The organism is Planctomycetota bacterium, from assembly GCA_039182125.1.
Lineage (GTDB): Bacteria > Planctomycetota > Phycisphaerae > Tepidisphaerales > Tepidisphaeraceae > JBCDCH01.
On record JBCDCH010000001.1, the window covers coordinates 36,315 to 52,507 of the forward strand.

General features: G+C 65.8%; 2 protein-coding genes. Both read left to right on the top strand.

The features are described from left to right. Window positions 1-5 precede the first annotated feature (5 nt). The gene (locus tag AAGD32_00195; protein ID MEM8872652.1) at window positions 6-617 is read left to right on the top strand and encodes a hypothetical protein; all 612 of its coding nucleotides are present in this window, start codon (window positions 6-8) and stop codon (window positions 615-617) included. Window positions 618-788: 171 nt separating this feature from the next. Further along, on the top strand, window positions 789-16,178 hold the full coding sequence (locus tag AAGD32_00200) for an SdrD B-like domain-containing protein (protein ID MEM8872653.1): 15,390 nt from the start codon (window positions 789-791) through the stop codon (window positions 16,176-16,178). Window positions 16,179-16,193 lie beyond the last annotated feature (15 nt).

The following is a 16,193-nucleotide window of genomic DNA, read 5'->3' on the forward strand; positions in this document are numbered from 1 at the left end:
GAATCATGCGAATTGCCTTTGGAATTGGCGCGTTTTGTGCCAGTGCGTCGATTGCTGGTGCCGCGTTTATTGTCGACGCGGGTGACCAAGTGGCGTTCGAGAACGCCGTCATGCAGCCGCTCGAGATCCGCATCTCGAACGACAACCCGGCCGATCGTGTCGGCGGCGCGACGATCATTCTCGGCATCCGCGATCCCGGCGGTGGCCCCGCGCCCGAGATCACGGGTTTCGACGTCACCACCGGCACGATCTTCGACGGTGTCGCCGTGACCGTGACCGATGTCGATGACCTCGTCGGCGGCGGTGTGGACGGGTTCCCGAACGACGAAAACGCCAGCGTTGCGTTGAGTGTGACTGGCGCTGACATCGAGGTCGGGGTGGACGAACTGCTCGCGACCTTCTTCATCGACACGACCGGCTTCTCGGCCGGGCAGGTGTTCGATCTCGAAGTGAACAGTTTGTTCGGGCCGACGGAGATCGTGTCGGCCGGAGCGATCCCGACGGTTTTTCCGACGACGCTCAACGACGGCATCGTGACGTTGATCGCCGTGCCAGAGCCGGCGTTGGTATCGCTCATCGGACTCGGGGGTCTGCCGTTGCTGCGGCGTCGGCGCTGAGCGTCGGTCAGTAAGGGGAAGACATTTCGCGCCGTCCGATCGAGCGTCGGGTTGCGTGATTGATGGAAGGCCGGCCACTGGGACCGGCCATGGGTAGGAAGGTCGCGCGCCGATTTTCACAGGCGTGCGGCGTTCGACAAACCAGCTTTAGCGACAGACCAGGAGTCTGCTATGTGCGCACGCGCCGATCGCCCCGTTGACTTCGCCGCCGAGTCCCTGACCGGAGGCGTAAACAAGCGCGGCCGGCACTATCGCATCGACCCCGATGATCACGGTGGCCGGTCCCCCGGCGGCGGGAAGCGCAAGCCCATCCTCGACGCCGCCGCCTGCACCGCCAAGGCCCTGCGCAACCGCACGTCCGGCTCGGCGATGATGCTCGATCAGCTGGAGAAGCGCGTGCTCCTCGAAGGGCGGGGCCTCGAAGCACCGTCCCTCGTCGGCCTCACCGCTGGCGATCCGGCGGTCACCATTAACCAGACCGTCGCCGAGTTCGACAACCTCACCGAGCGTCTTGCCGACCTGGGCTACATCGACGACCCGGTCACCGCCACGGTCGGCGAGATCGAAGCCGCCTTGCAACTGTTCCGCGCGGCCATCGACGCGGCGGCCCAGTCCGAGCCGGGCGACTTCCTCGCGGAGGTGTCGTTCCTTGCCCAAGAGTGGTTCAACGACACCCTCGCCCCGGAGTGGGAGACCTTCGGCGCGGCGGTCGAGAACTTCGCGACCAGCTGGATGGTCGACACGCTCACCCCGGTCGTCGGCATCACCTCCCCGGGCATCACCCTCGAGTCGCTCAGCGCCGAGGACGGTGTGAGCAGCAGCCCTGGTCACAGCGTCGCCCGAGGCCAGACCGCCGGCATGGGCGCGACGTTCAATATCGCCGGCGCGAGTCAAGCCGACATTGTCACGTTCGTTCAAGCCCTCGAGACCGCCGCCGGCACCATCGGGCTCGGCACCGAACTCTCGCTGGTCGTGCTCAACAGTTCGACGCTGTCGGACTCGACGGTGGTCGGTGCGATCAACGCCGCCATCCCGCGCGACACCGACCCGCTGGCGTTCACCGAAGATCCGGACAGCGGCGCGCAGATGCCCAGCGATCGGATGTTCGTCGGGTTGCGTGCCCCGCGGGTCGGCGTCTCGCTGGCCGACTTCGAAGCCACCGAACTGCGGAACATTCTCGAAACGCTGCAACGACTCGGCGACGAGCTGATCGAGCGCGCGACCGAGGCGTTCCAAAGCTACACCGAAGCCGTTTCAGGCATCCCGGGTGTCGGCGAAGTGCCCAACCCCGGCCTGTACTCGGGCATCCCGTTCGTGGAGCAGAAGCTCAACGAAATCGCCGAGTTCGGCAACACGCTGCGCAAGCTCGTGTCCAACCTGCTCGACCCGGCTGAGATTCGTGGGGCGTCGCCGGTGGCATATCCGACGGTGACAACGCGGTTCGTGCTCGAGACGGACCTGTTCGAGCCGACGATGGTCGAGATCGCCCCCGCCGCCAACGACGCCGCCCTGCTGGCCAATGCCAATGCCGGTCTCGCAGCTGCGGGTCTCGGTGACGTGATCGAGCCGTTCATCGACGCCGGGATCTTCGGCTTCCGCGCGGTCGATGTCCTCGGCACGTTCGGTCTGCCGCAAACGCTGCTGGTCTCCACCACGCGCGTCGACGCCACCTCCGCCGGTCCTGCCTTCGGCCAACTCGGGGCCGACCTGAACTACACGATTGACATTGCATCTCGTGATCAGGAGGGCAACCTGATCGAGTACAACGACGTGCCGGTCACCGTTCTCGCCTCCGACACGACGGCTAACACGACGCTCCAAGATCTGGCCGACGACCTGAACCTCGCGCTGGTCGGTTTGGAAGTCACCGCGACCGTCTCCTCGCCGGAGAACGATCTCGCCGCCGACGGCATCGGCGGACTCGGCAACGATCTGAGCTTCATCGTCGACGGCTCCAACCTTCGGCTCATCACGACCAACCCAGACATCGCCCGCATCACCCTCGGCGGTGCCGGCGAGACGACGCTCGGTTTCACCAACAACGCCTCGTCGCAAGACACCACCCAGGCCGAGTTCGCCGACCTCGGCATCCTCGGTGGCCAGGCCATCGCGGAGCCCAAGTACCAGGACATTCCGTCGCTCATGCAAGCGATCGCCGACGAGCTCGGCGTGGATGAGTTCGGCGGCGGGACCGACGCGCTCAACTGGGAATACGACGAAGCCACGCGCTCGCTGTTGTTCACGCTCACGATCTCCGAGACGTTCGAGCGAACGCTGGACCTGGACTTCTCCGAGGGCATCGACCTGGGCGGGATCGCGACGCTGGAAGTGGCCGGCGGTGCCGAGGCGGATGCGTCGGCGACGGTCGGTGCGTCGCTGCGGGTGGGCATCGTGCTCAGTGACTTCGCCGAAGGGCTCGGCGGCTTCGAAGCGACGACGCCGTTGACCGTGCTCAACGACGGCGCGGGCGTCCCGATCCTCACCGGCGTGATTGCAAATGGTGCTCCGCCGGCCGGCGATACGTTGCTCGCCGACACGCAGGTCGACATCCTCACCAACGGGGGCCCGGGCAGCGGCGGAGACTTCTACTCCGTCAACGTCGCCGCCCTCGACACCGTGGACAACACTGGCATCGAGATGCTCGTCGGCGACCTGAACATGGCCATCGAGGACGCGGGGTTCGGCGATTTGTTCAATGCCGTCGTCGATGACGCCACCGGTCGGGTCGCGATCGTTTCGGTTGACAAAGACATCCACACGCTCGAAGTCCAGCAAGGCGCGGGCTTCGGATTCAGCGGTATCCAGATCGACGACGGCACCGGGCCGGACACGCTGCCGGACCTGCTCATGTACGTCGGTCCGACGCCGATGACCCCCGGTGCGTTGACCGCCATCTCGTTCAGCGGTGCGGTGACGCTCGGCGACGTGAAGAGCCGTATGGAGTCGGCGTTCGCGAACGTGGTCGTCACCTTCGACGCCGAGAACGCGACGCTGGTCATCACGCCCACCAGCAACGGCGATGGCGTGGCGATCATCCCGGCGACCTACAACGACGACCCGATGACGATCGAGGTCAACGAAGGCTTCACCTCCCCCGCCGGCTTGTCGCTCAAGATCCTCGGCGTCGCCGAAGCACCGTCGCCCGCCGAGGTCGGCGTGCTCAACGGCGGGCAGACCCACGGTAAAGGGCTGCTCGATCGCGTGTTCATCGCCGAGCCGACCGGCTCCGATCCGGACAACCTCTCGATCGACCTGAGCTTCACCGCCGATGCCGGCGATGTGAACCTCGGCGCGTCGCTCGGCTTCGCGGGGCTGGTGCTGCAGAACTCCGAGGACTTCGTCGCCACGCTCTCGTCGTCGATCAACCTCACCGACCCTGGCACCGGCGACGATGCCGACGGCCGCATCTTCGTGTCCGAGCTGATCAACCTTACTGACATCGACGCGCTGATCGACACGACCAATCTGCTCAACGTCACGCTCGACGGCTGCTTCGAACTGGCCGGCGACATCGGCGGCGCGGTCTCCGGCACGCTCGGCGAGGTCTGCGTCACCCTCACCGACCCCAACGACCCGCTGAGCTTCGACTTCACGTTCGAGACGCTCGACTTCCAGGCGCTCATCGACCAGATCAAGAACTTCAGCCTCGAAGACCTGATCGGCGCATTGCGGGGCTTCCTCGAAGGGCTCGCGGACTCCGGGACGTTTGATCTGCTCAACTTCGACATCCCGCTGGTCGATTTCTCGCTCAACGACCTGATCGAGGCTGGCGAGTTCGTGCTCGACACTATCGAAGACCTCGGCGGCCTGTCGATCGACATCCCGGCGCTCACGCAGATCGAGCTCGACCTGCGTGCGGCGATTGCGAACCTGCCGATCGATCTCGAACTCAAACAGCCGTTCTTCGACCTGCTCTCCGACTTCAAGTTTGCGCTCCAGGGTGATCCGCTGCGCTTGCCGAGCCGGTTGGTCGGGTTGTTCAAGACGATCGAGCTGCGTCTGCCCGATCTCGAAGCCTTGGTGCCCGGCGGCGCGGCCAACATCCAGTTTCAAGAGCTGCTCGACGCGTTCGACGTGTTCGACTTCAACCTTCCACAGTTCGACCTGGGCAAGGTTGGTGCAAAGCTGACGGACGCGCTCAACGACGCCTGGCCGCTGGGCGGTGACCCGTTCACGATCGACCTTGATCTGGTCGACTTCGACACCGGCACGGCCGGGACCCAGTACGCGATCGTCTCGACGCTGAACGTGGCGTACGAGCTCGATCCGATCATGGTCGCGCCGAACCTGCCGACCGGCATGTTCGGGCCGGTCACGCTCGACACGATGGCGGACTTCGAGCTGTTTGCAGGCGCGGAGCTGAACATCGGCTTCGGCCTCGCGCTCGATGGCGGGCTTAACGCGTTCCTGATCACTGACGACCCGACGGGCAACGGCCGCACCAGCGGCCTGACGATCACCGCCGGCTTCGAGGGCGACTTCGACGGCGAGGTGCAGTTCGGCGCGCTGGACCTGATCGGTGCCGAGGCTGACGCCGGGCTGGTCGATGCGGTCATCGACGAGAACCTGCCCGTCGGCGGCGGGAGCATCACGCTCTCGACCGCCCCCTACCAGCGCAACGGCACGATCATCGAGGAATTTCTCTTCCTGTACGACGGCTCCTCGCTGATCGACCCGGCCAACTACAGCGTCTCGGGCACGACCGTGACCTTCTCTGGCGTCAGCCCGAGCACCGTCACCGCGATCTACCGCGCCAACGCCCCGGCCCCCGATCCGTCCACCGCCGGCGATCGTGCGTCGTTGGAGTTCACGCTCGGTGCCGCGCCGGACGCCGGCAACACCATCGGTGCGACCAGCCTCGGCAGCGCGTTCTCCGGCGGCATCGACACCGAGATCGATGGCATCCTCACCGCCGCCCTCGACGCGACGTTCCTCGGCTCCACCGCGTCCAACGCCGTGCTCGTAGCGACCGATCTGCGCTCGCTCATCTCCAACGGCCCGCGCCTGGAGATCGACGACGAAGCGCTGCTCGACCTGTTCACCAACCTCGACTTCAACTTCAAGACGATCGTCGCGGGAATCGACCTGTTCCTCGACTTCCTCGAGGAATCGCTCGAAGCCGAGATCTTCGAGAAGCTGCCGCTGATCGGCAGCGATGTCGATGCGGCCGGGACGTTCATCGGCGACCTGCGTGAGAACATTACGCAGCCGCTGCTGGAACTGTTGTGTGCTCCGAACATCGGCGACACGTTCGAGGCCGTCGAGACGGCGGTCCGCAACTTCCTCTTCTCCACGCTCACCAGCATCGGCGACGGCGGACTGCTGGCGAAGCTCACCGGCGGCGGCGCGGTCTCGCCCAGCGACATCATCGTCGAACTCACCGAGAACAACTTCGAGATCGGCTTCCGCATCGGTGGCAAGTCGGAGATCGCCGGCATCAACTTCACCACCGGCCTCGATGGCTTCCCGATCAGCGCCGACGGCGGACTCACCGTGCAGTTCGGTTACGACGTGTTCGTCGGCATCGGCGTGGACCGGAACACCGGCGTCTACCTCACCGCCGACCCGCAGGGCGATGCTGAGTTCGAGTTCGACATCGTCGCCGGCCTCGCGGTCGACGATTCCGGCGACGTCGCGGTGCCGACAAGCTTCGAGTTGGATCTGTTCGGTCTGAAGTTCACCGCGACCGACAACAACGTCGGCTCCATGCCCGGCACCGGCATCTTCGGCTCGCTCGGGCTCGACATCCTCGGCTTCACCGACGGCCGCAAGCTCATCTCCGAAATCATCAGCGACTTCACTGGCAGCTTCGCGCTGCTGGCCACGCTCGATGCGAAGATCGACGTCGAGCTCGACGCGGGCTTCGGCGATGACTTCCCCTCCATCGCGGCCGATCTCGTTGGCGAATGGGGCATCGACGCGTCGTTCAGCTCCGAGGGCATCGAGTTCGACTTCGGCAACGACCCGTCGATCGGCTTCCAGGACGTCCGCCTCGAACTGGGCGACTTCATCAGCCAGTACCTCGGCGGCCCGGTCGAGTTCTTCGCGAACATTCTGCAGCCGCTGGAGCCGTTGCTGAGCATCCTCAACACCGAGGTGCCGGGCGTGAGCCAGATCAGCCAGCTCGCGGGCAACGGCCCGGTGCGCGTGATCGATCTGGCGCTGCTGCAGGTCCCCGACGCGGCCGGCCCGGCCAAGCAGTTCCTCAACGTCGCCCAGACCATCCTCGACATCGCGTCGGTCATCGGCGTCGACAACGGCGAGGTGTTCATCAACTTCGGCAGCTACGGCTTCGGCCCGCTCTACGACAACGCCGGGCTCGACCCGCGCGATCCGAACTCCATCCTCTCGGCCGCGAGCGACTTGGAAACCAACGGCGTGACCGGTTTCTTCGACGCTGCCCAGCAGGTGCTCGACTCGGGCAACGCGGCGGTCGAGGGCATCCTCAGCACGATCCAGGCCGAGCCCGCCGAGGGCAGCCCCGACGACGGCGGCCTGGGCATCAAGCTCGACATCCTCGACCCGGCCAACATCTTCCGCTTCCTGCTCGGGCAGGACGTGAACATCATCACGTGGGACCTGCCGCGGCTGGAGCTCGGATTCGACTGGGGCGTGTCGTTCAACATCTGGCCGGTGCCGCCGATCGTGCTGGACCTCGGGCTCGGGTTCGAGGCGTTCGTGGATTTGGCGATCGGTTACGACACGCGCGGCCTGCGGACGGGGAACTTTATCGATGGGTTCTTCTTCTCGGATGTCGACTTCGGCAACTTCGAGGACATCGCCGAGTTCGGTCTTGAGCTGCAAGCGTCTCTCGGCGCCGGCGTGGGTGTGCCGGGGCTCAAGGCCGGCGTGAAAGGCACGCTCATCGGCAGCGTCGACTTCAACTTCCGAGACCCCGACAACGACACCAAGCTCTACCTCGACGAGATCGCGTCGATTGTCGTCACCGACGGCATCGAGTGCCTCTTCGACATTACCGCGCAGATCCGTGTGGTGCTGAGCGTGTACTGGGAGATCCTGTTCTTCAAGGGCGACGCGGACCTGCTGGATGCGACGCTGCTGGAGATCACCAACGAAGGGCTGTGTCCGAAGGTCACGCCCGCGACGCTTGTGGATGGCTCGAATCCGCTGGACTACAACGGCGCACCACTGCCGGCCGGGACGCTCGTGGTCCACGCGGGCGAGTTCGCCAGCCTTCGCGGCGGCGGCGCGTCGGACACGTCGGAAGCCGCGACGATCGACGAGGTTGCCCCCGGCGTCTACCAGGTCGAAGTCCTCGACATCCGCGAAGGGTTCACCGGCGTCACCGCGATCCTCTTCGACGGCGGAGCAGGCAACGATTCACTCACGCTGCTCTCCTCGGCCGACGGCGTCTTCGACATCCCGGTCATGGCCTTCGGCGGCGCGGGTAACGACTCGCTCAACGGCTCGGTCGTCGACGACACGCTCGACGGCGGCGAAGGCAACGACGAGATCTTCACCTTCGCCGGCAACCACACCGTCCTCGGCGGCGGCGGCAACGACACGATCGTCGCCGAGGGCGGTAACGACAGCATCGACGGCGGTGCGGGTGCCGACACGATCGATGGCGGCGAGGGCAACAACACCGTTCTCGGCGGCGGCGGCTCCGACACCATCATGACCGGCGGCGGTACGGACGACATCGACGCGGGCGCAGGCGCCGACAGCGTCCTCTCCGCTGGTGGTGCCGACACGATCATCGGCGGCGCGGGCCCGGACTACATCGAAGCCGGCAGCGGTAACGACAGTGTCGAGGGCGGCGGCGGCTCCGACACCATCCTCGGCCTCTCCGGCAACGACGATCTGTCCGGCGGCGGCGCCACCGACTCCATCCTCGGTGCCGACGGCAACGACACGATCTCCGGCGGCGGCGGTTCCGACTTCATCGACGCCGGCATCAACGACGACGTGGTCACCGGCGACGACGGCAACGACGAAATCCAACTCGGCGCGGGCAACGACTTCGCCGACGCCGGCCGGGGCAACGACTTCGTGCTCGGCCTGGCCGGGTCCGACACGATCCTGGGCAACTGGGGCAACGACGTGCTCATCGCCAACGACATCGCCGACCCGACCTCCGGCGTCGGCGAGCTCATCGAGGGCGGCCCGGGCGACGACTTCATCTGCGGTGGCGACGACGACGACACGATCGTCGGCGGCACCAGCCAGACTTACCTCGACGAGGTGCTGGTCCTGGCCGAGGTGGTCGCCGGCGAGATCGTCGCGCCGACGTCGCTGGGCGGCTGGGACGCGGTCGATTGTGACACGCTTCCGCTCCCGATCGAAGTCGTCAGCGGCACCATCACCGTCAACGTCGCCGACGACGAGGACGGTGACGGCGAGTTCGACGCGCCCGAAGGTTTCGAGGGCGTCACCATCCGCCTGTTCGACGCCGGCGGTGATTTGTTCGACGAAGTCGCGACCGACTCGACCGGTGCGGCGATCTTCACCGGCGTCGAGCCGGGCACCTACACCGCCGAGCAGGTCGTGCCCGATGGCTTCTACCAGGTCACGCCCATTGACAACGAAACGATCGAACTGATCGTTGGTGAAGGCGATGCGGTGGTCGCGGCGTTCGTTGACGACGACCTCGGCGGCGTCACCGGCATCAAGTGGCTCGACCTCGACCGCGACGGCTTCCAGGACCCCGGCGAGCCGGCGTTGCCCGACGTGACGATCAACCTCTTCGACGAGACCGGCACCAACATCATCGACTCGACCACGACCGATGAAGAGGGTCGCTACGTCTTCGATGACGTAGTGCCGGGCGACTACTTCATCGGTGAGGTTGTGCCCGGCGTCGCGCCGGTGCAGACCTTCCCCGCAGCCGGCGTCCCGCTATATGCCGACAACTTCTCCGGCGGTACCCCCGCAACCATCTGGTCCAACGCGTCCAACGCCCTCGCCCCGAATGGCCAACGTTTCGCCGGGCTCTACGCCAACGAAACCGTCACCGCCACCGTCGACACCAGCGTCGAGCACTCGGCGCTGATCATCGAGTTCGACCTGTACATCATCGGTACCTGGGAAGGCGTCGACACCGGCGCGTTCCCGTTCGGGCTTGACGAGGACCTCTGGTCGGTCTCGATCATCGCCGACGGCGAGAACGTCAACGAAACCTACAGCTTCTCCAACGTCGAGATCAGCCCCGACTCGCCGAGCTTCCCGCAATCGTTCCCCGAGCCGGCGGCGCTGGGCGGTGTGAACGATCCGGGCGAAGGCGCGGCCGCGACCGGGTCGCTCGGCTACCAGTCGGTCTTCGACGGCAACCCCACCAACATCCGCGACGCGGTCTACAAGTTCCGCTACATCATCCCGCACACCGGGTCGCTGCTGACGATGAACTTCACCGGCAGCGGCCTCGACAACGACGGCCCCAACGAAACCGCCGGCGACGGCGAGTTCTGGGGCATCGACAACGTGTCCGTCCGCACGCTCGGCGGCGGGCACTACGTCACCGTCACCGGCGGCGATCCGCAGGGCGACTTCGACTTCGGCAATGCCCCGCGTGTCGGCGATGCGGTCGGCCGGGTCATGCGTGACGACAACGCCGACGGCCGGGTGACCTTTGGCGACTACGGCCTCAACGGTCGCGGCGTCCGTCTGCTCGACCTCACCACCGGCGAGATCATCGCCAACGCCACCACCGGCAGCGTCGACCTCAATGACGACGGCTTCATCGACCCGTTCACCGAGCGCGGCGTCTACCAGTTCATCGGCGTCGCGCCCGGCACCTACCGCGTCGAGACCGATTTGCCCGAGGGCTGGATCGCCGGCAGCCCCGGATTCTCCGGCGACGTCCAGCAACAGCTGGTCACCGTCAACAGCTTCAGCCAGGTCACCGGCGACTTCGCCCAGCGCCCGGCACCCGGCAACATCGAGGGCTTCGTTTACAACGACGCCAACCGCGATGGCGACTTCAACGGTGCCGAGACCGGCCGGATTGGCGAGACCGTCTTCCTCGACGCCCCCGACCAGGGCCCGGGTACCACCAACGAAGCGCTCGGCGACGGCGTCGCCGGGACCTACGAGTACCACGCCCAGTACTCCGGCGTCCGCAATGAACTGCTCAGCCGGCAGACCATCGACGTCCAACGCGTCATCGGCACCGTCGATGACCTCGACGTCAACGTCGACTTCACCCTCGCCGGCGGCTTCACCGGCACCGCGACCATCGTCGGCGAACTGATCGCGCCCGACGGCACGGTGCGTGACCTGTTCAACTTCACCACCGACGCGACCGGTGCGGGCCGATTCAACGTCACCTTCGACGACAGCGCATCGGCGAGCATTCCGGGCAACACGGCCGACACCCAGGGCACCTTCGAGCCCGACGAGTTCCTCGCGCTCTTCGACGGCGACAGTTTGCAGGGCGTCTGGCAGTTGAGCCTGACCTCCGACCGGCCGGAGCTGATCTCGGTCAACAAGTGGCAACTGCTGGCCGACATGGTCGAGCCGACCGAGGTCACCGGCACCGGCGGCGTCTATTTCTTCGGCGGCGTCAACGAAGGGCTGTGGCGCACCGTTCACGTTCCCGCCGCGGGCTTGGAACTCACCGAGCCCAACGCCGAGGCGGGTGACGGGGCTTACTTGGTTCGCATGCGATCCAGCCAGTTCTTCGGCCTTCTCGACTTCGGCCTCGCCGAGGACACCGGGCCTGCCGTGGTCGACCAAGCCGTCTTCTTCTACAACGAGTCTTCCTTCGACAACAACGACCCGGCGATCACCCCTGAAGACGCCGAGGCGATCGCGCCCGACAAGACCCCGCTGCGTCCCGGCGAGCTGGCGACCTTCGAGAACGTCAGCAGCTACTGGTTCGGGATCAACGGTCTGATCTTCGACATCTCCGCCGCGAGCCGGCCGCTGGGCGTGAACGACTTCACGTTCCGCTTCGGCAACACGCAGGACCCGAGCCAATGGGACCTGGCGCCCGCTCCGGAGATCGAGTTTGCCGGTGGCCGCGCGACCGACGGCAGCGGCCGCTACACGATGGTCTGGCCGAACAACACGCTCGAGGACGGCTGGCTGCAGGTCACGATCAACGAAGGCGCGGGCTTCGACGAGCCGGAGGAGTTCTACTTCGGCACCAACCCCGGCGACACCGACGGCCGCGTGCTCAACGGCCGCTTCCCCGTCGACACCGCCGACTTCATCGCCGTCCGCGATTCGCAGACACTCTTCGGCGGACAGCCGATCACTACCGCCGCCGACCACAACAAGTCCGGCAAGGTCGACGCGGTCGACCTCATCATCACGCGCGACAACCAGGTGCTACTGCCCTTCGCAGTAGTGCAGCTGCAAGCTCCCGCGGCCGGTCGCTTCTTCGTCGCCCCGCCGGCACCGACTCCGGGCGTGACGCTCGGCGGATCGAGCTTTGGTGGAAGTGCCACGGTGTTCGTGGGCAACATCGATCTGACCATCAGCGACAAGGGCGAAGCGCTCCGCGTCATGACCGGTCGAAATGGACTGGCGAGTGAGACGCCCGACGGGCGTGGCTTGGCCAAGGGTGCGTTCCTTGCCGGCTCGGCGATCGCCGGCTTGGCCGAGAGCCCGGCGGCGGACGATCCGACCGACATCTTCCCCGATCCCGAACGCCTCGTGGTCAGCTACCGCGACGCCGACCTCTACGACATCGACCTCAACACCGCCGGCCTCTCCAACGACCGGATGACCCAGTCGTTCATGATCGGTATCTCCAATGCGACCGTCGGCGACGATGCCGGCACGCTCTTCGGCATCGGACCCGCCGGCGAGCCCGGTGGCCTGGCGACGATGAACGTCTTCGAGATCGACAAGGACACCGGCGCACCGACCGATCGCGGCCCGATCGGAACGCCGCCGGAGATTCGTCGCTTGCTGCAAAACGAAGGCGCGCTCGACTTCATGCCGGCCGACCTCAACGAGTTCAGCGGCCAGATGTATGTCCTGATGCTCGCCGAGTTCATCCCGTCGATCAGCGTCGGCGAAAGCCCGCGTGTCGTGGGTCGCGACAGGCAACCCGAAGGTCAGTTCCCCAGTGCCTGGATCTACGCCCGGTTGAGCAACCCCTCCGACGGCCCCGTGTCGATTCAGGAGTACCGCATCCTGCAAGGCGTCGAAGACCCCTCGGCCCTGGCGTTCCGCGACGACACCGGCGTCGGCGTCGCCTTCGACGCAGGCACCGGCTTGTTCTTCCAGGCCACCGGCTCGCTGGAGTTCTTCCCGATCGCCGAGGGTGCCAGCGAGGGCAACCTCGCCGGGGCCGACTGGGTCGGCGACACCCTCTACCTCACCAACGGCAGCAACCAGTTCAGCTTCCTGCGCCGCTATGACAACGGCGATCTGAACAACCCGATCTCCATCGGCACCAACAACGAAGACCTCTCGGGCATGGAACTCTCCAACGCCCGCTTCGGCTTCATCGACGGTGCCGACACGATCGACGCGCAGGCCGGCGACGACAACGTCTGGGGCGACCACGACCTGCCCGACCCGTTCCAGTACACCGCCGAAATCATCATCGTCCCCGACGGCGATAACGATCGGATCTTTGGCGGCGAGGACGACGACACCGTCCGCGGTCAGCAGGCCGACGACACCATCTCCGGCGGTCCGAAGCGCGACGCCGACATCGCGCCGACCAACTCCGAAGGCAACGACCTGCTCTTCGGCGGCGACGCGACCACCGACGACGGCACCGACCTCATCGAGCTCGCCGTCGACAACAACATCACCCTCACCAATATCAGTCTCACCGGCCAGGGCAACGACACGCTGCGCGGTTTCGAAGAGTCGCAGCTCACCGGCGGGTCCTCGAGCAACATCATCGACGCGTCCGGGTTCAACGGTGTACGCAACACACTCATCGGTGGCGATGGCGACGACCGAATCCTCGGCACGCCCAACCTCGACACCATCGTCGGCAACGCCGGCTCCGACGATCTGATCGGCAATGACGGCAACGACCTCTACCTCTTCGACACCCCCACCGCCGCCGAGGCCGACGTCGTCACCGAACTGGCCGGCTTCGCCGCGGGCATCGACACGATCGACTTCTCCGCGTACACCAGCCTCCCCGGCGGCGCGACCGGGCTCATCATCAACCTCAACAGCACCACGCTCATGACCGACGGCCTGCGCACCGTCGGCGACTTCACCGGCGGCGGCGTCATCGAGAACGCCATCGGCACCAACTTCGACGACGAAATCCTCGGCAACAACCTCGCCAACAGCCTCGTCGGTGCCGAGGGTGAAGACACCCTGCGCGGCTTCGGCGGCAATGACACGCTCGACGGCGGTGACGACGACGACACCCTCGCCGGCGGAACCGACAACGACATCTACTTCTTCCGCCCCGATACCGGTGGCCAGTCGGACTCGCTCGTCGAGTTGCCCGGCGAAGGCACGACCGACCGCATCGACTTCTCCGCGCTCGACGAAACCCAACCGGTGATCGTCGATCTCTCGGACCCGGCCGTGATTGCAAGCTACATCGGCGGGACCAACCTCGTGCTCAACGCCGGCAGTCCTGACATCGAGCAAGTCCTCGGCGGCGACGGCGATGACTTCTTCCGCGACAACACCAGCGCGAACATCATCGGCGGCGGCTTCGGTAATGACTACTATGAGTTCGTCCAGCACCCGTTGGCCGGTCTCGTGCAGGACACCGTCTTCGACAGCTTTGGCCAGGGCGAACAGGACACGCTTGACCTGTCCAACACGTCCAACGGCTACGTCATCGACCTCACCGGCGTCGGCTTCCTCGCCGACAGCACGAATCACCAGATCTTCTCCAGCGACGGCTTCGAGAACGTCTTCGGTTCGACCGGCAACGACGACATCACCGGCAACGCGTCCGACAACTTCATCGACGCGGGCGCTGGCGATGACACGATCATGGCCGGCGCGGGCAACGACACCCTCATCGACGGCATCGGCTCCGACGAAGTGTTCGGCCAGGGCGATGACGACGTTTACCAGTTCAGCGACCCGGTCGGCGGCGACACCGAAGTACTTGATGACAACATCGGGTCGAACATCCTCGACATGTCGGCCCTGAGTCTGGGCGTCACCGTCAATCCCGCGTTCAACGCCGCCTTCGTCAGCACCGGTACCGGTTATGTCATCGACAAGACCGGTCCGGCCAGCTTCGACCGCATCATCGGCACCAACTTCAACGACAACCTCACGGGCGACGGCACCGATGACACGCTCGTCGGCCTCGACGGCAACGACTTCCTTAACGGCCGCGGCGGTAACGACTCGCTCGTCGGCGGTGGTGACGACGACATTTATGTCTTCGAGCCGGCCGTTGGCACCGAGTTCGACTTCCTCGTCGAGAACGACACCACCGACCGCGACGGACTGATCTTCCAGGGCGTCGGTGCGTTCGTCGATGTCACGGTGGATATTTCTTCCGATGCCTTCGGCGTCATCGCCAGCCACGCCGGGCGGTTCGTCGGCGGCATCGGCACGCAGTTCGAGAGCGTCATCGGAAACAGCAACGGCAACAACACCATCACCGGCAACGACAAGGACAACGTCCTCTTCGGCGGTGCCCAGAACGACACCATCATCGGCAACAAGGGTGCCGACACGATGTCCGCCGGCGGTGGGACCAACGACTTCGACGGTGGCGGCGGCGACGATCTGTACTTCTTCAGCTCGGCGGGCGTCTCGACCAACAACATTCTCGAGGCCGACGGCTCCGTTTCGTCGGGACTCGCCTCAGGCGGCGGGAACGACACGCTTGACTTCAACGCCTTTACCACCAACGTCACTTTCAACCTGACCGTCCCGTCACAAGTCGTCGGCGGAGCCGCCACGATCAACTTGCTCGCCCCGGATGGTCTTGGTGGCACCGACCCCGACGGCTCCAACTTCGAGAACGTCATCGGCTCTCAGACCTTCGCCAACAACCTCACCGGCAACGACGCCGACAACCTGCTGGTCGGCGGCGCCCTCAACGACACGATTTTCTCGGGCCGGGGCGATGACATCCTCATCGGCAAAGCGGGCAGCGACCGAATGTCCGGTCAGGAAGACAACGACATCGTCCTCGGCGGCGACGGCAACGACATCCTGTTCGGCGACCGAAGCACCGACCCCGACGGCGGCCGTGACCTGATCGTCGGCGGAAACGGTTCCGACAACCTCAACGGAGGCACAGTCTTTGACGACAGTGTCGAGGACGACATCGTCATCGGCGATCGCCTGACCTATGCCGAGGTGCTCGCGGGAATCTCCAGCGGCTTTGACCTGACCGCCAGTGCGTTTGGCGAACCGCCGACCGCGATCGAGGAAGCCTTCGAGGCCCTCGACGCGATTCGCGATCGTTGGACCCGGCCGGACCTGAGCTACAACAGCCGAGTCGCGTCGATCGCCACCGGCGTCGGGGCCAACGGCATCGGCACCGGTCCATACCGCCTGGCCGCCGGCATCACCGTCCTCGCCGACGGCACGCCCGACACCATCTTCGGCGAGTCCGGCACCGACTGGTTCTTCGCCGGAACTGGCGACACCGATGACGCCATCCTTGGCGAGGTCGTCACTCCGGTTTGACCGAGAGGCTTGGGA